This is a genomic window from Pseudozobellia sp. WGM2, from assembly GCF_017810075.1.
Taxonomy (GTDB): domain Bacteria; phylum Bacteroidota; class Bacteroidia; order Flavobacteriales; family Flavobacteriaceae; genus JADNYK01.
Genome location: NZ_JADNYK010000006.1, coordinates 225,466 through 245,804, shown reverse-complemented (window position 1 = coordinate 245,804; position 20,339 = coordinate 225,466). Strand labels below are relative to the sequence as shown.

Below are 20,339 nucleotides of genomic sequence, written 5' to 3'. Positions count from 1 at the left end.
CCCGATAATATGGAAAAACATGTATCTACAGGATTTGTCCGTCAGAATCATTTGATGCTCGAAATGTTATCGGAACAGAGTTCTGAAAATAGCTCCAAGCTAACGGCATCGACCATTTTTCTTCCTATGATTTTTCCAAAGCTCTACGAAAAGATGAATCCTGTATACAAAAAGCAATATGAGAGTGTAGCCTTGGGTTCCTATGTAAAATACGCCGAACGGATGCACGCCCCCTTTGAAAAATCCCCGAAGGACTATATTGCCCTTTTCAACGCGAAGGGGTTCTATTTTGCAAAAGGAGAGAAGGGGTTCGAAATCAAATCCATTTATACCGACAAAAGAACAAGTTGCCCATTGCCGAAAAGAACGGGCCAGTATTTGAGTTCAATTTCCGATTTATCTGCAACATTAAAGGAACAGTACCCCGTCATCAACAAGCTTGTTGAAAAAGACGGGAACAAGCTCGAAAACTTATGGACAGGACATTTGATGGAAAGGGGAATGTACGACAGGGTCGCCTTTATGCTAACGGCGGAAAAAGCGTACCCGAACCTGCACCGGGAAATGGTGCAGCACCATATGGACAATGGGCTTCGTCAGAGCATTGTTCAAGTATCCCAAAGGCAGTCCAGTATACAGCACAACCGTGCATTGCGTAAAGGCGTTTATGCCGTTAGTTCGTTATTGGGCGGTAGCGGCAAGAAAACCGAAGAGGTATATAACGGTTTCAAGGACGAGTTTACGGATTGGTCGAAATATAGGAGCAAAGGAATTTTTTTGTAATCTCCAAATTCATTGCCGTCGATAATATCTCTTTACCTATAGTTTGGATAATTTCACCTACATTTTACCCGTATACACAACAAATAGTTCCTCCTCAATAGCTGTCAACATATTTTTATCGACAATTATGTTTTTTCCTACACAAAAGTTCTCAATTTTGACGCCTCTTTTGTTTTAAAAGTCTTAAAGAATGAATATTCCCGCTATACTTTTGCCGAATTCTAATTTCCATTCTCATTGGTTAATGGGAAAAGTTTCATTAAAAGTCTTGCAGTTATTCCTGTTTATAATCTTTTGTACTCATGGCTATTCACAATTGAGCGATGTGCATTACTTGCCCCCATTAAAGCAGGTGGCAAATAACCAAGCCATCCAACAACAAGCTTTTTATCTTTCAACACCTGAAACCGCCGCTTTCAATGTTCAGGTTTTTCAGGGTACAGGGACCACCCCTATTGCCACCTTAGCCATTTCCAATGCTGCACCCGGTAAATATGACGTCGCAAATGGTGACAATAATATAACCTTAGTGACGAATACCAATACAGGTATCGTATTAAGTAACAGCGGGTTGCGTTTTCAATCGCCTGGTGGTGAAAAATTCTATGTGAATTACAGGGGAAGATCCATTGCCCAGGCAACCTCGCTGACCGCAAAAGGTAGACAGGCGGCAGGAACCCTGTTTAAATGGGGCGGTATTCCAAATCGGGCAAATAGTCCATTTCTCACCTCGACCTTAGGCATAATGGCGACCGAGGACAATACCGTTGTGGACATTTTTGATTATAATCCTAATTGTGAGTTTAGGTTACAGGGAAATCGGGGAGGTATAACCGATGATGCGTTGCAAATAACATTGAATGCCGGTCAAACTTTCGTTCTTGAAGCCGCAAAAAATGAAACCCCTGCCAACATAGACGGATGGCTAGGTGCTACCATACAATCCAATAAAAAAATCGTTATCAGCAATGGGGGTTTGAATGTTGGCATAAATTCCGGGTCAGAGGCAAGGGATGCCGGTATCGACCAACCCGTACCGGAAAACGTGCTGGGCAGGGAGTATGTTTTTATCCGTGGAAATGGCCAAGCTAACAACCAGACTGAATTTCCTATAATTATCGCTACCCAGAACAATACGGAAATCTTTGTAAACGGTTCTACCACACCCATTGCCACTATCGACACTGGAGAATATTTTGAGGTTCCCGGTAATAATTACTCCTCCAACACGGCAGGGGGCAACATGTTTGTGACTACCTCAAAAGAGGCATATGCCTACCAATGCCTGACAGGATCTTCAGCCCTTCAGACCCTAGGCCTAAATTTTATCGCTCCCGTCAATTGTTTATTACCGGACAATTTGGACAACATCCCCACCATCCGTGATGTCGACGGATTAAATTTCAACGGGGGGGTCACCATAATCGCTTCAACAAATACACCAGACGGTAATATTACGGTAACGGATGATACGGGCAACGTTAACCTTCCTCCTTCAACACCGGTGGCCGGAACAACGGAATGGAAAACAATTTTCATAAACAACCTCCAAGGAAACGTGACCGTCAATTCAACGGGACCCATTGCGGTAGGTTTTTTAGGAGCAAACGCCAATGCAGGTATCGGGGGCTACTTTTCCGGATTCGATACCGTTCCCGTAGTGGAATTGGATGTACTTGGGGCGGGGTGCTTGCCCTCCGATATCGTAGAAAAAACGGGCGGTTTCGACGCATACCAGTGGTTTCAGGATGGCCAACCCATTTCGGGAGCAACGAACAGTTCGTTCACTCCGGCCACCCCCGGTGCCTATTTTGTAAGGGTAACCAAAGGAAGTTGCACCTATGATTCCGCGATATTGCCTGCTTATAGCTGCGATCCCGAACTTGTCTTAAAAAAAATTGATGATGTCGATCCCATAGTTGAGGGCGAGAACGTTACGTTTACCATTACCGCCGAATATCTGGGAATCGACCAAATCACCAATTTAACGATTACAGATGCGGTGCCTTCGGAATTTTCCATCGTCAGTGCCACACCCAGTTCGGGCTCATGGTCGGCACCCGATTGGACCATCGGTTTCATGAATAGTGGACAGCTGCATACCTTGGCCATTGTTGCTACTGCCAATGATGTCGATGGGGACGTGACCGTGACGAATTCCATAAGCGCCAATTTTGACCAAATCGCCAACGAGGTAAACACCATTCCCGACGATTTAAACGAAGACGTTACCATTTTAAGCGATAACGACGGGGATGGCACCCCCGATGTGGATGATCCCGATGACGACAATGATGGCATAAGCGATGCCCAAGAAGCCATTGACGGTACCGACCCAAACGATGACTGTGATTCCGTTGGCGGTACGCCCCTCGGCGCCAGCGATTGTGACGGTGACGGATTGACCAATGACGAGGAGCTAACCGGAGTCGACGACCCGTCCACACCCGGAAACCCCAACGGGAACACGACCGACCCCAACGATCCCGACTCCGATGGCGACGGTATCCCCGATGGACAGGAAGCAATTGACGGTACCGACCCGAACGATGACTGTGATTCCGTTGGCGGTACACCCCTCGGTACCAGCGACTGTGACAATGACGGATTGACCAATGACGAAGAAGCCTCCCTTGGTACCGACCCCAACGACCCGGACTCCGATGGTGACGGTGTCAATGACGGTCAAGAGGTCATCGACGGCACCGACCCGCTCGACGACTGCGACAATATCGGGGGCACGCCGCTACCGACAGGGGATTGTGACGGGGACGGCAATCCGAACGGCCAGGATCCTAACCAGTTCGTCCCAATCGCAGTGGACGATAATACCACCGCGGACGTGGGCGTACCCAAGACCTATAATATATTGTACAACGACGATTTCCTTCCCGGAAGTGCCATTAACGTAACAGGCGGCACGGCAACCGGAACTATAAGCATCGACCAAACTACGGGCGAGATTACCTATACAGCTTTGGCGGAAGAAGATAACGCTACCGTGACCATCGAGTACGAAGTCTGCAACGGTACGGTCTGCGCCAGCGCGACATTGAACATTGCCATACCGGCGTGTGCCGATACGGACGGCGACAACATCTGTGACGTAGACGACCCCGAACCGGACAACCCCTGTGAACCCGGTACCGATCCCGATTGGCAGCCGCAGGGAACGAACGACTGCGATAACGACGGGCTCACCAACGACGAGGAGACAGCCCTGGGCACCGATCCTAACGACCCCGACTCCGATGGCGACGGTATTCCCGACGGACAGGAGGTTATCGATGGCACCGATCCCCTCGACGACTGCGACAGCGTCGGCGGTACGCCACTGCCCACAAGCGATTGTGATGGGGACGGCAACCCCAACGGTTCCGACCCGAACTCGCTGGTCGCGACCGCCGTGGACGATAACACCACCGCAGACGTGGGTGTGCCCAAGACGTACAACGTACTGAACAACGATGATTTCCTTCCCGGAAGCACGATTACGGTAACGGGAGGTACGGCTGCAGGAACCATCAACATCGACCAAAACACGGGCGAGATCACCTATACGGCCCTGGCCGCGGAAGACAACTCTACCGTAACCATCCAATATCAAGTATGCAACGGTACGGTCTGCGCTACCGCCACCCTGAACATAACTATTCCGATATGCCTGGATACAGACGGTGACAACATCTGCGACGTAGACGATCCTGAACCGAACAACCCTTGTGAACCCAGGGCAAATCCCGATTGGCAGCCCCAGGGAACCAATGACTGCGACAACGATGGGCTTACCAACGACGAGGAGGCCGCCTTTGGCACCGATCCCAACGACCCCGACTCCGATGGCGACGGCATCCCCGATGGGCAGGAGGTTACCGACGGTACCGACCCACTCGACGACTGCGACAGCATTGCGGGTACGGCGTTACCGACAAGCGATTGTGACGGTGATGGAGTGTCCAATGGTGCCGAACTGGCGGATGGTACGGATCCCGATGACCCCTGTAGCGGAAATACTAACAATGCTACACTTCCATTGGGCAGGGAGTACCTACTGAGCGATTGCGATGGTGACGGAGTTATCAATTATGATGAAATACGGGATGGTACAGATCCGAACGATCCCTGTAGCTTTAATGCGCAGAGCGCCACGCTACCCCAAAGCGATACGTACCTACAAGCGGATTGTGATGGTGATGGCATGACCAATGGCGATGAACTGGCCGATGGTACCGACCCCACCGATGCCTGCAGCTTCGTGGTTGCCAACATTTCGACCACGCCGACCGATGCCTTCAACAACGCTGATTGCGATGGCGACGGGGTAACCAATGGCGATGAACTGGCCGATGGCACCGATCCGAACGACCCTTGTGATTTTGACATCGACAGGATATCAATACAACAGAGCGGAGCATTTTTGGAGGCCGATTGCGATGGTGACGGCGTACCGAACGGAACCGAACTGGCCGATGGTACTGACCTAAACGACTTCTGTGATTCCATCGAAGAAAATGTAAGCCTCGCTCAATCAGACGGATTCCTTTCGGGGGATTGTGATGGCGACGGCCTGGCCAATGGTGTGGAAATCGGCACCGACCCCACAAGACCGAACGATAGTGATGGGAATGGGATACCTGATTATCTGGAATCCAACACAGGTTTTGAGGGTGCGGAGGATGTGGAAACCTACCAATTGATTACTCCCGACGGCGACGGCGTGAACGACATCCTGGTCATCCGAAATATCGAGAACTTCCCGGACAATACCGTAAACATCTACAACCGATGGGGCGTACTGGTCTGGAAGACGGAAAGATATAATCCACGGAATAACTTTTTCACGGGCCGTTCCAACGGAAGGGTAACCATACAAGGGGACGATCTTCTTCCGGTAGGGACTTATTTCTATGTGGTACACTATAACGAAGGAGGAAGCCAAAAACAAACGGCCGGCTACCTATATATAAACCGATAGAATGGGCACGATGTTATTTTTCTCAAAAAAAGGAAGCGCAATGCAAAAGTATATCTTGATAGGGCTATTGATCTTGGCAGGCCTACCGGCCATGGCACAACAGGATGCCCAATACACACAGTACATGTACAATACCATGAGCGTGAACCCGGCCTATGCGGGATCTCGCGGGGTAATGAGCCTCACGGGGCTGCACCGGTCCCAATGGGTAGGGCTCGAAGGCGCCCCCCGTACACAGACCTTCGCCGTGCATTCCCCCGCAGGAAAAAATGTCGGACTGGGCCTCAGTATCGTGAACGATGACATTGGTCCCACCAAAGAGACCTATTTCGATGTCCTGTTTTCTTACACCCTGCGAATGTCCGGGGATCGAAAGCTCTCTTTTGGCCTGAACGCGGCGGCCAATCTTTTGGACGTCGATTTCGCACAACTACGGCAATTTGTCCCCCAATTGACCTCTGCCGAAAACATAGACAACAAATTCTCCCCAAACTTTGGAGCGGGTATCTATTACCATACTGGTAAATTCTATCTCGGGGCTTCCGTGCCCAACTTTTTGGAGACCAAACATTTTGACGAATCCTCTGATTCCGACGATTCCTCGTCTTTTTTGGCCAGGGAACGTATCAACTATTATTTGATAACGGGATATGTCTTCGACCTAGCGCCCCAGTGGGAGCTCAAGCCCGCCCTTTTGACAAAGATGGTATCGGGGGCCCCTTTACAGGTAGACGTTTCGGCGAACTTCAGGTACCGGCAGAAGCTTACCTTGGGCGCCGCCTACCGATGGAGCGCCGCGTGGAGCGCCATGGCGGCATTCCAAATATCCGACCCTATCCTATTAGGGCTTGCCTACGATAGGGAAACCACCGAACTGGGCAATACCTCTTTCAACAACGGATCCTTTGAGGTACTTCTTAGGGTGGAACTTTTCAATAGAAAAGAAAAAGTCATTTATCCAAGATTCTTTTAATATTCTGAAAATGAAACACCTGAAATACATCGTATTATCCTTAGTTTTTAGTACTTCCCTGCTACACGGGCAGGAAAAGAAGTTAGAACGGGCCAACAGACTCTATGAGGGTTACGCCTTTGCGTCAGCCGCAGAGCAATACGAGCAACTGGCCCAGAGTGGATATCAAAGCCCCCAGTTGTATAAGAATCTGGGAAATAGCTATTATTACATGTCCGATCTTGAAAATGCCGGAATATGGTACAACAAACTCTTGGAAATAGGAGAGGATGTCGAACCGGAGTATTATTTCAGATATTCACATACCCTAAAGACTTTGGGGCGGTATGCCGAAGCCGATGGAATGATGGAAAAATTTGACGCACTGGAAGCAAGCGACAAAAGAGCCGTACTCTTTGAAGAACATCCTGATTATCTCGAAATTATAAAACTCCGTTCCGGAAAGGCGGAAATCAAAAACGAGGATTTCAATTCTTCCTACCCTGATTTCGGTCCGTCCTATTTCAAAGAGGAACTGATTTTCGCATCTTCAAGGGACACGGGAACAGTCAGGAAACGTCTCCACAACTGGAATTTTTATCCGTATCTCGACCTCTACAAGGTCAGCTTATCCGGGGACAGTACAGGACAAATCGATATGTTTTCCAAAAAACTCAATACCAAATATCATGAATGTACCCCTGTGTTCACGGACGACGGAAAGACCGTCTATTTTACCCGTAACAACTTTGTACATGGAAAAAAGGGTAAGGATGATAAAGGGGTCATCCGATTAAAGATTCTTCGCGCCAAGGTGGACGCGGAAGGGAATTGGTACGACGCGGAAGAACTTCCCTTTAATGGCGATGAACATTCAGCAGCGCATCCCGCTCTCTCGCCCGATGGCACCATGCTCTACTTTGCGTCGGATATGCAGGGAACGATTGGGATGTCCGATATCTATATGGCCCAAATCGAGGCCGATGGTTCCATCGGCGAACCTAGGAATATTGGCGCTCCCGTAAATACCGAGGGCAGGGATACATATCCATTTATAAGCAGAAACGGAAATCTTTTCTTCGCCAGTGATGGACATCCCGGACTTGGGGGATTGGACATTTTTGCGGTTCCCATGCAAGACAATGTCCCTTCGGACCAGGTTATCAATTTGGCATCACCCTTGAACAGTAACACCGATGATTTCAGTTTGGTGTTGGATGAAAGTGGACTTAGGGGCCATTTTGCCTCGAACCGGGAAGGCGGCCACGGAAGCGATGACATTTATTCGGTAACGTTCGAAGAATTGAATTTTAAGTGCCCGGCTGAAGGAGTTATAAAGGATAAGGAAACCCGGGAGACTTTAGCCGATGCCAAAGTGGTAATTTTAGATGAAAACGGCAATTCGATTGCCGAAACCGTTTCCGATGCCCGGGGTAATTTTGTCGTTTCGATACCTTGTAGCGGCGGTAAGTTTAAGATAGTCGGAACCAAAAAGGATTTTATTGAACAGGTACAGGAAGTAACGCTTCCAAGCGACCAACCTATTGCCCTTTATCTTGAACTTGAGAAAGTCCCGGCAGCTTTAGGCACTGATTTGGCAAAGACATTAAATCTTAAACCCATTTATTTTGACTTTGATAAAGCTGACATTAGGCCCGATGCCGCCCTGGAGCTCCAGAAGATTATCGACTATCTTCAAGAATTTCCCACTGTGAAAATAGAAGTTGGTTCGCACACGGACAGTAGGGGAAGTGATTCCTACAATATGAAACTCTCCGATAGAAGGGCAAAATCCACCATGGCTTATATTGTGGAAAAAGGCAACATAATCCTAGATCGTGTAAGTGGAAAGGGCTATGGGGAAACAAAACCCATGAACCACTGCTCCAACGGCGTAAAATGTTCCGAGAAGGAACACGACCTCAACCGTAGGTCGGAGTTCATTGTGATGGAACGATAATATCGGTTTGAACAAGGGTCTAATCTATTGTGTCGCACTAATATTGTCACGTATTCAGAAAACATGAACGGCTATCCCTTAAAATAGCCGTTTTACAGGTCGATTATACAAATTCAGAATATTTGTTCCAGATTTCCAGTCTTGTTCTTTTTATTGGGTCTGGTACAGACCTTCTATCAGATTATAAATCTGAGTTCCGACTTAGAATCTAGTGCCCTATCGGGCACTTTTTGTGGTTAGGGAGAAGAAGAAAAAGTGAAATTATATATAAATTGAGAGAAACTCGCTTAATTCAAGATGAAACTTAAGACATGATTTTTGCATCGTAATCATCAATGACATTGGTTTCAAATGAACTTAGATAGGCTTGGGTCATGGCCTCGGTAGTATGCCCAAGACTGTCTTGAATCACGTTGCTCGGAGCGCCGCTTCTTTTGAGAATATTGGCATACGTGTGTCTGGCACTGTATATGGTAAATTTTGGAAGTTCCAATCTGTCTGCTAAACGCTTTAAGTAAATGTTCTGTCTTTTTCTTTTGTTTTTTATGGTTTCGTGAATTTGATCTTGGGAAATATCTCTAGTTAGAATAGGAAATACAAAATCATCTTCTTTTATTTTCCCATCGTTATAAGCAAGTAGAATTTGCTTTAAGGCAGGGGTTATTTTGATAGAGAACATTTTGTTCCTTGTTTTAGATCTTATGTACATTATCCGCTCCAAATCACCTTGTATATTATCCCCCTTCAACAAAGCCATATCCATCCAGTTCATCCCCCTCAGGTAAAAAGAAGCCATGTAAAGGTCACGAGCTTTGGCCAAATGAGATTCCTCGACCGGAGCATCCTTTAAGGTTTCCAATTGCTCCCTGTTTAAAAACTGTCGTTTTGGAGTTCCGTTCTTTATGGAATAATCGTTAAAGGGATTGTGGTTTTCCTTGGCTAACCCATGCTTTATAGCCTTTTTGTAAACTGATCTGAGTGTTCTAAGGTATACGCTCAAACCTCCTGCTGTATTTCCAGAAGCGTAGTGTTGGGTCTCCAATTTCTTTAGAAAAGCATAGTTGATTTGACGGAAAGGAAGGGAGTTCTTTCCATGAAATTTTTCAATCTTATTGCGCAAAGTCCTGTAAATTTCTGCATTGCCATACTTTCCGGCTTTCTTCAAATCCTTTATCAAGGAATCTGTAAAATTGAAAAAATCCATGTTGCCTACCGATTTCCCCTCTATTTCTTTTTTGACGGATGACATAGGCAGGCTTTCTATTTTACCCTCTTCTTCCAAGCGAGTAACCGTATCGTAAATCTTCTTCAATTTTTCTTGTATGCCATTGTTCAGGCGAGTAATATTGGAAGCAATTTTACTTGATGGCCTTATCCTTTGATTCTTGGCATCGAAATCTTTTTCGGCCAGGTTGTAACCGAGTGGCAGATATATTGATTTTCTGCTATAGGTAATGCGAATTACCAACGGGAATGTGCCATCCTGCTTTTGGCGTACTTTATTGAGAAGGACTTTTGTGGTTAGCATGTATTTATAAATTTATAAACTATTTATAAACAAATATAGGTATTATTTGGTTCTATATGGTTTGATAATATTTTTAATTTGCTGAAAAACAGTTATTTAATTATTTTTAGAATCAAATAAAACCATAAATGACGTGTCTGTCACGCAGGGGGTCGCGGGTTCGAGTCCCGTCCAGACCGCTAGAAATTTTTAAAATTTCACATAAAGCCCGTAAATCATCGATTTACGGGCTTTTCATTTTGATATCAAAATGTATCGTCTAGTATCATATTGAAGACGAGAAATTCGGGGCGTATTCAATTCTCAATAACCCCGCCCTTAAATTGCTTTTAAATAAAATTTAAGGCTAAATTTATTTTTCTTGTACATCTCGTGAGTACTTAAAACGTTCACTGATTTACAGCAAATTAAATATTCTCTTTTATTAAAAATACTTAAGTCGAGCACTGGTTAAATGGTTATAGCTTATGCCCATATCACCGTTAATAAAAAGTATGGGGAGTTTAAGGCGTTTGATATAAGAGCAAAAGTGGAATTCACGAGTTGAAAAACTATGAGGGCCTACTCTGAAGATATCGAACTTCAATCGATTTTGAACAATATTAAAACAGGTTTATGATATCTATGATGGTCAATATAAATTTGAGTTTTTATTCCAAATAGTTATCAATTATTAGAGAAATTTTATAAAGTACGTACGGGCCACTGCGGAAATTACATAAAACATCCACTACAATCCTCGCTGTACCGATATACTGAGCCAGCCAGCCCGTTGTGACTTTCCGTTCCAATTTTGCCCGACGCACCTCTCGGCAACGAAAAAGCTGTCTGTCTATTTTTTCTCATAAAGTGAGATGTCAATTTGTCGGCTATAAATATTCGAAATACTCTTATACCATCAGAAACAAAACTATAATACAAACAAAATATAATCTACTTCAATTTGGCTTTGTTTTATTTGCTGAAATTCCATTAGTTACACGTGATTAAGTGAAATCAGTTTTTAAGTAAACTTCCTTCAAATGAAGTGAAACTTTGAATTTTTTGTAAAACATAAATAACTGAAAAACTTTTAAAAAAATACTCTTCACTGAATGGTTCTATAAGACGAAATATCAAATGGTTTCGAAATAATAAGAACTTCAGGTCATAATTTAAGGTAAGAATAATTGTAGAAGTAGCTCTTTTTATTTGCATTTCGACGAAATGTTTTGTGAATGCATTTAGGTCGGCAAAGGGTGTTACATACAAGAAACTACTATTCGAATATTTTCTTTTATTATGTTTTATGTCTATTATAGAAATATAAATTTTTTATTTATTTCGTATATTTTTGTTTAATTCGAATATTAGCATATCTTTATTTGCGAAATATGTCGATTTAGGGCTTGCTGTAATGAGCTGTTTAATGTGATATAGGTAATATTGACTTGATATTATCAGTAGTTCAGAAGAGGAAATCTATAATCACGCACTTTATACAGAAAATAAAATTAGTATAACCACCTTGACATAATAAATTTTTCCCCTAGAATAAATAATAGTTAAAATCACCAAACAACCTTTGAAAATCATGGGAATATGAACTACAGGTCAGAATTATCACAATTAAAATATTTTGGAGAATATCTACTGATTTTCCTTTTTATTTTTACATCAGGGGTTTATGGTAAAGAACAGCACGTTTCTCTAACTTATTTCGATGTGTTTGAACTAGATGATTACACTAAAGTTGGGAAGCTCAACTCTTTTTCGTCCCCTTTATTTAACGAAAATAGTGATGCCCAGGATAAGGACGTTGTTATTTCGGGCAAGGTTACCGATGGCGATGGAGTGCCATTATTAGGGGTGTCAGTCGTAGTCGAAGCATCAAATATAGGTACTGTGACCGATTTTGATGGTAACTACACCCTAACTGTACCCGAAAACTCAACATTGGTTTTTTCTTTCGTAGGTATGGTTACCAAGCTTGTCGAAGTAAATGGTAGGCAAATTATTGATGTGGTTATGATAGAAGATGTTTCTTCTCTCGAAGAGGTTGTGGTTGTAGGGTATGGTACTCAAAAAAGAAGTGATATCACTGGGGCCATTGGTGTTATAGATACCGAGCAATATGAAGACCAACCCATAATACAGGTGGGGCAGGCACTACAAGGTTTAGTAGCTGGTGTGCAGGTATCTCAAAATTCGGGTTCACCAGGTGGCGGTATGTTGATAAGGGTGAGAGGAGCGGGAACGGTAAATAATTCAGATCCATTATATGTAGTAGATGGCAACCCAAATGTTGATCCCGTTGATTTGATTCCTGACCAAATAGAGAGTATTCAAGTGCTGAAAAGCGCCAGTGCATCTGCAATTTACGGGGCGCAAGGGGCAAATGGCGTTGTGTTGATTACTACTAAAAAAGGAAAGTCGGGAAAGTCTAGATTGAATATTAATTTAAGTCAAGGGTTGCAAACTATTCAAAAACACCTTCCCGTTACAAATGCGGCGGAATTTGCTACCTTATATAATGAAGGTCTGGTCAATGCGGGTGACGCACCGCTTTATCCCGATCCATCTGCTCTGGGTGAGGGCACAGATTGGCAGAGAGAGATGTTTTCTGTGGCGCCTATGACCACCTTAACAGTTTCAGCTAGTGGAGGCAGTGAAAAAAGTAATTTCTTTTTTTCTGGTAATTATACTACGCAAGACGGTATTTTGCCGAGATCTGATTTCGAAAGAGTCAGTTTAAGAGTGAATTCATCACATGAAATTTCTCCTGCCATTACTCTTGGTCAAAACTTAGCGGTTAATTTTTCTAACAAAGAAAACCTTGAAGAATTTTATTTTGCTGGCGTTCTTGCAAGAACATTGACGGCCAATCCAGAAATAGCGCCGAGAAATGCAGACGGAAGTTTCGGTGTCTCTACTACCTCATTAAATTCCGTTAACCCCTTGGCGTATGTATCTCAAACCATAGATGATTCTAGAAGATATGTGGCCAATGGAAATGTTTTCGCAGAGTTAACCTTTTTGAAAGACATAGTTTTTAGGTCACAGTATAACTTTAACTTGACATTCGTTGAAAATACCGTATTTGTTCCAACATATTTTCTTGCTGTAGGTCAAGAGAACCAGAACGCAACCTTACAAGAGGGTAATACCCGAACCAACGAATATAGTTGGGCCAATACATTAACATACAATAAGGATTTTGGCAATCATAACCTTGATGTTTTAGCTGGTGTTACAGTTCAAGAATCCACCAGAAAGTTTGTGCAGGCATCTGGGGGTGGTATACCGGAGAATTCCGCCGATGACGAAAATTTAAGATTTTTGGATCTAGCCACTATACCCGGACAAATATTTGGTGATGGGGGTTCTAATGGATTGTTCTCATATCTAGGTAGGGTCAACTATGATTATGATGGAAGGTACTTCGCTACGGGGAATTTTAGGGCCGATGGATCTTCTAGGTTTGGGGCAAATAACAAATGGGGCTATTTTCCATCTTTTTCCCTAGGATGGAAACTATCCGAAGAGCGCTTTCTGGAGAGTAGTGATTGGGCAGATAATTTAATGCTTAGGGCAGGATGGGGCTCACTAGGAAACCAAAATGCCTTAAATAATTATGGTTTTGCCAGTCTTATAACGCCAAACACCAATTATACCTTTGGAGAATCGCAAGAAGTTCTGATAGGTCAGGCACCTACGGGTCAAGGTAATCCTGATTTAAAATGGGAAACAACTAGGGAAACCAACTTAGGATTGGATTTTAAAGGTTTCAATAATAAAGTGAGTGCTTCTATAGACTGGTATAGAAAAGAAACCTCAGACTTAATTTTAAGAATCCCACTTGTGGCATATTCAGGCATTCAGAATTTTCCATTCGTAAACGGTGGCTCCGTTCTGAATACAGGAATCGAAGTTATGCTCGGTTATGAGAATACTACGCCAAGAGGCTTTACATATAGTATTGTCGGGAATGCGTCTCGAAATAGAAATGAGGTGCTTGACTTAATAAATGATGGCACTTCTATCTTTCAAGAAATCTCTTTCGTAGGTAATGCCAATGTTACTAGGGTAGGCGATCCGATAGCTTCTCAATGGGGGTGGCAAACGGATGGTATATTTCAAACTCAGCAAGAAGTCGATGACCATGCATTTCAAACGTCAGGTACATCACCCGGTGATATAAGATTTGTAGATGTCAATGAAGACGGGGTTGTAGATTCTAACGACCAGACTATTATTGGCAATCCTTGGCCGAAATTAACCTATGGTCTGAATACGGCATTTTCATATAAGAATTTCGATGCTAGGGTTCAATTTCAGGGGGTTTATGGTAATGATATTTTTATGGGCCTAAGGTTCAGAACTGAGGGGTCTAACTTTTTCAACTATACCCAGAGGGTCTATGATGGACGCTGGACAGGGCCAGGTACCAGTAACACTATTCCTGCACCGAACACGAACGACCCCAACAATAATATGAGGTCATCGGATTATTACTTAGAAAGTGGCAGCTATCTAAGGGTCAGAAATATTCAGCTTACCTATAAAATTCCTACTTATGTATTCAACGATGCCATCAACATGAGCATTTATGGCTCTGTGCAAAATGCCTTTACTTTTACCAAATATCCAGGGTTTGATCCTGAGATAGGTACAAATGGAAGCAACCCTTTATATGTGGGGTTTGACGAAGCTAATTACCCTGTGCCAAGAGTATTTACGTTGGGATTAAAAGTAGGTTTCTAAATTTTTGATAAAGTAGTATAAAAATAAACGGATATGAAAATCAAGATATTTATTACGACTTTAATACTCGGATCACTATTCCTTAGTTGTTCTGATGTGTTAGAGAAAGAGCCTCAGGCGCAACTCTCTGAATTCAGTGCCTATGTTACTGCTGAAGATGCGAAAAAAGCGGTGACTGCGGCCTATGAGCCATTAAATGGAAATATGTGGTGCTGTGGTAATTATGGCGCGGGATATGCGCACTGGGTAATGGCCAACGTTGCTTCTGATGACGCTGAAAAGGGCGGCGAATCTGGTTCTGATCAATTATATGCACAACAAATTGCATTGTTTAATATACCCACGAATAACAGTGCACTATCTGCTGCGTGGAATAGTCAGTATGTGGGCATACATAGGGCGAATTTGATTTTAGACAAAGTTTCTGAAATTGAGATGGATGAAAGCCTTAAAGGTAGATATTTGGCAGAGGCTAGATTTTTAAGAGCATGGTACTATATGAACTTGGTCAAAACATTCGGTGATGTACCTCTGGTGTTAGATGCAGATCTCGAGGCGTATGATTTGACTCGTACCCCGAGACAACAAGTTTATGAACAAATAATCGCTGATTTAGAAGCTGCGATTGCGGTTTTACCAGAAGCTAGCGAATATGATGATGCCGACAGGGGTAGGGCAACCAAAGGTGCGGCATTGGCTTATTTGGCAAAGGCATATTTGTATATGGACAATTTTGCCGAAGCAGAAACCAATTTTGCCACAGTAATCAATTCAGGAGAATATGAATTAGACCCTGATTACTATGGCATGTTTACAAGAGCAGGGGAAAATAGTTCTGAACATATCTTTCAAGTTCAATTTTTTAATGACGGTGGATCTGTTACCGCACAAAATTTACTCTATACGGTTCATGGAAGCAGGGCAAGAAATGGATGGGGTTTTGATCTGCCCACTCAAGATTTTGTAGAAACGTTTGAATCTGGCGACCCTAGGCTAGGCCATACTGTATATGAGAGCGGCGATATTATGCCCGATGGTGAAACTGCAGATGTAGGAAATAGTACTACCGGGTACTTAACTAAAAAATATTATGTCTTACGAGACGAATATGTCAATGGTGCCCATAACCCTGGTAGAGATGATATTTACATGAGACTGGGTAAAGTTTTGTTATGGTACGCAGAAGCAGCGAATGAAAATGGCAATACGACGATGGCGTTAGAGGCTCTTGAAGAAGTTAGAGCTCGAGCCAGAGCTGGTGACCCTGATATATTACCAGAAATCACTGAAACGAATAAAGAGGCACTTAGAGAAATTATTTGGCACGAACAGAGAGTAGAATTCGGACAGGAGTACGAAAGGTTTTTTGAATTGGTGCGGCAGAAACGGGCAGGGGAAGTGCTGAGGGCATATGCCGAAAAATACCAAACGTCTAAAGGCGCTGGTTTCACTGATGGAGTCAATGAAATATTTCCAATCCCTCAATCAGAAATAGACATTAGTGGTGGAACCCTCCAACAAAATCCAGGTTATTAATTTTTGAGTTAGTTAAATGCAATAGTGAAACTATTCATTATGGGAGTATGAGTTGAATCACTCATACTCCTTTTTTAAATTTATAAAGTAGGGGTTATAAGATGGCCGTTGAGGGTCTAAAGACAAGCCGTGATATGAACTCTGTTCCCATTGGTCCATTTTCTTTAAATTAATTCATATTATTGTTTTAAGGGAGAACCTGCTGATACAACAGATTTTAATTTGGTGGATGTTTTATCAAATCAACACTCACATACAATGAGCAAATATTTATATGGTTTAATATTAGTTTTTATTTTTATTCGTTGTGGTGATAAGAAGCATTCGAACTCGTCTTCAAATGAGCAAGACCAAAAAAAGGATACACTTTTCACACTATTAAGTCCTCAGGCGACAAAATTAAATTTTATCAATTTAATCAATGAAACCCCTACTGTAAACGGTTTTATTTACGAGTATCTCTACAATGGGGGTGGGGTTGCCGTAGGGGACCTCAATAATGATGACCTCCCCGATATTTACTTTATTTCCAATATGTATTCCAATAAACTTTTTATAAATAAAGGGGACTTGGTGTTTGAGGAGACAACTGTAGTATCCAAAGTAAAGGGTGGCAATGGGTTTCCTACGGGTGTTACAATGGTAGATATAAATGCTGATGGCTTGCTGGATATTTACGTTTGTAAATCTGGTGATTACCCAAATCCGGAACAACGAAAAAACGAGCTATATATTAATCAGGGCAATAATGAGCAAGGTATACCTATTTTTAAAGAAGAAGCTTCAGAATATGGATTAGACCTACCGCATTATTCGACCCAAAGTGCCTTTTTCGATTACGATAAAGATGGTGATTTAGATATGTTCTTAATCAATCATGGTATCGGGCCATCAGAAGTTCAAGCCAATTTGAAACGGTTGATAAACAAAAAATCTCAATACAGCAGCGAACGCTTGTTTCAAAACAACAACGGAAAATTTATAGATGTTTCTAAAGAAAGCGGAATTATCAATAACTCAATAGGTTTTGGCCTTGGCATCGCTATTGGTGATATAAACAATGATAATTGGCCAGATATAATAGTAGGTCATGACTACTCAGAAAGAGACCATATGTATATTAATCTGCAAAATGGCTCTTTTAAAGAAGTTGTGAAGGAAGCAACCAATCATATTTCAAACTTTTCGATGGGTAACGACCTAGGTGATATCAATAATGATGGATGGCTCGATTTTATCTCATTAGACATGGTATCCGATAATAACTATGACTTGAAAACGAGTATGAGCGGAATGAACCCGAAACGTTTTCAAGAGTTGGTTGATATGGGATTACACCATCAGTACATGTTCAATACCTTACAGCTGAATACAGGAAAAATTATTAATAACGATACACCTATATTTTCAGAAATTGGAAAATTCGCTGGCGTGTCCAATACCAATTGGAGTTGGGCACCGCTCTTATTTGATATGAACAATGATGGATGGCAAGATCTGTTTGTTTCAAACGGAATCGTGAGGTCTTTCGGAAATAACGACTTCCTTATCTATAAAGAAAAGAAATTGGCAGCGTTACATAAAAATCTGGAATTAGTTCAAAATAAAGACTCACTAATTAAAATATATTATGATGATTTATTGAACCGGATGCCAAAAAAGGCGGAAGTAAACCAGCTCTTTTTAAATAATAAAGATTTTACCTTTTCATCAATGAATCTTGATTGGGGCTTAACAACGCTCACATGTGCTACCGGAGCTGTTTATTCAGATTTGGATAATGATGGCGATTTAGATATTGTGACCAATAATATCAATGATATGGCCTCCATGTATAGAAATAATTCTAGAGAAGTAGCTGCTGAAAACAATTACTTAAAAATAAAGCTTAAAGGCGCATCAGGTAACACCAGCGGTCTTGGTGCTAAGGTAACTATTGAAACTGATGAAATAAGGCAAACGAAACAGCTCTATGTGTCTCGCGGATTTCAATCTTCGGTGGATAATATTTTACACTTTGGCCTTAATACAGCAGAAGAAGTAAAAAAATTGACGGTTGTTTGGCCAAATGGCAAAACTCAAATTATCGAAGACATAGCGGCCAATAAGCAAATAACCCTTTCGTATAACGAAGCTCTTGATAAAATACCGTTAGTGACAACACCAGAGAAAACAATGTTTTTAGATGTAACAGATGCATTGGACCTAAACTTTAAGCACACTGAAAATCAATTTGATGATTTTGAAAGGGAAAGTCTATTGCCACATAAGTTCTCACAGAACGGCCCTGCCTTAAGTCATGGAGATGTTAACAATGATGGGCTTGACGATTTTTACGTGGGAGGTGCCAAAAACCAAGCAGCTTCTCTTTTTATTCAGCAGCAAGATGGTAGTTTTAGGCCTATTTTAAGTTCTTTATGGGAGAAAGACCGAAGACATGAAGATATTGCTTCCAACTTTTTTGATGCCGATAGTGATGGCGATTTAGACCTGTATGTAGTATCGGGTGGTAATGAAGAAGAAGAAAAGCATGTGTACTATCAAGATCGATTTTATGTAAACAACGGAGATGGCAGTTTTTCAAAAAGCGCAAACGCCATACCCGATATTCGTGTTAGTGGTTCATGTGTGGAGACTATTGATATAGACGGTGATGGTGATTTAGATTTATTTATTGGAGGAAAGTTAGTGCCTGGCAAATATCCATTTTCGGCAAACAGCTATATTTTGAAGAATAATAGTGTGGAAGGGCTTATATCGTTCGTAGATGATACCGAAAATGTAGCCCCGTTTTTGAAGGAGTTTGGAATGGTCTCAGACGCAAAATCCGTGGATTTTGATAATGATGGTAATTTAGATTTGATTGTTGTGGGTGAATGGATGGAAATAAAAGTCTTGAAAAATACTAAAAAAGGATTGGTGGATTTGGGCGATTTATCAGGTCTTACGGGCAGTTCGGGTTGGTGGTATAGTGTGGCTGCTGCAGATTTTGACCAAGATGGAGACCAAGATTTTATTGTCGGTAATTTAGGGTTAAACTATAAATACAAAGCTTCACCCGAAGAGCCTTTTGAGGTGTTCGCCAATGATTTTGATAAGAATGGCAGTCTCGATATTGTTCTTGGTTTTTATGAAGATGGGGTTCCGTATCCGCTTCGTGGCAGAGAATGCTCGTCTAATCAAATGCCTATGGTAAAACAAAAGTTTGCCAGTTATCATGAATTTGCCAGTGCCGATATTCAAACCGTTTATGGAAAGGAAAATTTAGAAGACGCTTTGCATTATGGTGCAACCACATTTGCCACGACCTACGTTGAGAATCTGGGGAATTTTAAATTTAAAACCCGCCCAATAGAGGGAATGGCGCAATTTTCATCGGTCAATAGTATCTTAATACATGATTTTAATGATGATGGGCATCAGGATGCTCTCTTATCCGGTAATTTATATCAATCGGAAGTTGAAACGCCAAGAAATGATGCAAGTTATGGTGTTCTGTTAATGGGTGATGGTAAAGGTGGGTTTGCAACAGTGCCTACAAGTGAAAGTGGTCTGTTCGTAAAAGGAGAAGTGAAAAATGCACGCATATTGAATGCTGCGAAAGAAAATAAGAGAACTCTTGTTTTTGGAAAAAACGATGCACAAGTACAGGTGATAGAGTTCAACTAAGATTGAACTTGAATTAAAGGAAATTGGTATGTAGAGAGTAGGGCTTATAAAAATAACGGTCTACTCATTATACTTTAATAGCTACAACAGGTTAATAAGATTGCCGATTTCAATCGCACCCGTCAAACAGGTCGAAATCAAATCCATTTTGCTAGAGAAGTAATTCTATGATAAATCATATGGGCCATATGGC

At 42.4% G+C, this 20,339-nt stretch carries 8 protein-coding genes; 7 read left to right on the top strand and 1 reads right to left on the bottom strand.

What is annotated here, in order from left to right; genetic code table 11:
- The 4 genes from IV512_RS15430 to IV512_RS15415 form a co-directional block, all read left to right on the top strand.
- The coding region (locus tag IV512_RS15430) for a hypothetical protein (RefSeq protein ID WP_209404938.1) at positions 1–783 on the top strand (783 nt) is incomplete at its 5' end.
- A 190-nt stretch (positions 784–973) separates the two neighbouring features.
- Positions 974–5,758: a gliding motility-associated C-terminal domain-containing protein gene (locus IV512_RS15425; RefSeq protein WP_209404936.1), complete on the top strand. Its 4,785-nt coding sequence runs from the start codon at positions 974–976 to the stop codon at positions 5,756–5,758.
- Positions 5,759–5,798: 40 nt separating this feature from the next.
- Complete coding sequence (locus IV512_RS15420; RefSeq protein WP_209404934.1) at positions 5,799–6,731, top strand: type IX secretion system membrane protein PorP/SprF; 933 nt, start codon at positions 5,799–5,801, stop codon at positions 6,729–6,731.
- A 10-nt stretch (positions 6,732–6,741) separates the two neighbouring features.
- Positions 6,742–8,670, top strand: coding sequence for an OmpA family protein (locus tag IV512_RS15415; RefSeq protein ID WP_245224854.1), 1,929 nt, complete (start codon positions 6,742–6,744; stop codon positions 8,668–8,670).
- A gap of 304 nt (positions 8,671–8,974) precedes the next feature.
- Here IV512_RS15415 and IV512_RS15410 read toward each other — a convergent pair whose 3' ends face one another.
- Positions 8,975–10,198 carry a site-specific integrase gene (locus IV512_RS15410; RefSeq protein WP_209404932.1) on the bottom strand — a complete coding sequence of 408 codons (1,224 nt, stop codon included), beginning with the start codon at positions 10,196–10,198 and terminating at the stop codon, positions 8,975–8,977.
- Between the two features lie 1,581 nt (positions 10,199–11,779).
- Here IV512_RS15410 and IV512_RS15405 point away from each other — a divergent pair.
- From IV512_RS15405 to IV512_RS15395, 3 genes are all read left to right on the top strand, one after another.
- Positions 11,780–14,941: a TonB-dependent receptor gene (locus IV512_RS15405; RefSeq protein ID WP_209404930.1), complete on the top strand. Its 3,162-nt coding sequence runs from the start codon at positions 11,780–11,782 to the stop codon at positions 14,939–14,941.
- A gap of 33 nt (positions 14,942–14,974) precedes the next feature.
- Positions 14,975–16,477: a RagB/SusD family nutrient uptake outer membrane protein gene (locus IV512_RS15400; protein WP_209404929.1), complete on the top strand. Its 1,503-nt coding sequence runs from the start codon at positions 14,975–14,977 to the stop codon at positions 16,475–16,477.
- A gap of 258 nt (positions 16,478–16,735) precedes the next feature.
- Positions 16,736–20,146: a VCBS repeat-containing protein gene (locus IV512_RS15395; protein ID WP_209404927.1), complete on the top strand. Its 3,411-nt coding sequence runs from the start codon at positions 16,736–16,738 to the stop codon at positions 20,144–20,146.
- Positions 20,147–20,339 lie beyond the last annotated feature (193 nt).

Excerpts from the sequence above, each read along its gene's own strand:
- IV512_RS15425 (WP_209404936.1), top strand. The coding sequence starts at position 974 with ATGAATATTCCCGCTATACTTTTGCCGAATTCTAATTTCCATTCTCAT.
- IV512_RS15420 (WP_209404934.1), top strand. The coding sequence starts at position 5,799 with ATGCAAAAGTATATCTTGATAGGGCTATTGATCTTGGCAGGCCTACCG.
- IV512_RS15415 (WP_245224854.1), top strand. The coding sequence starts at position 6,742 with ATGAAACACCTGAAATACATCGTATTATCCTTAGTTTTTAGTACTTCC.
- IV512_RS15410 (WP_209404932.1), bottom strand. The coding sequence starts at position 10,198 with ATGCTAACCACAAAAGTCCTTCTCAATAAAGTACGCCAAAAGCAGGAT.
- IV512_RS15405 (WP_209404930.1), top strand. The coding sequence starts at position 11,780 with ATGAACTACAGGTCAGAATTATCACAATTAAAATATTTTGGAGAATAT.
- IV512_RS15400 (WP_209404929.1), top strand. The coding sequence starts at position 14,975 with ATGAAAATCAAGATATTTATTACGACTTTAATACTCGGATCACTATTC.
- IV512_RS15395 (WP_209404927.1), top strand. The coding sequence starts at position 16,736 with ATGAGCAAATATTTATATGGTTTAATATTAGTTTTTATTTTTATTCGT.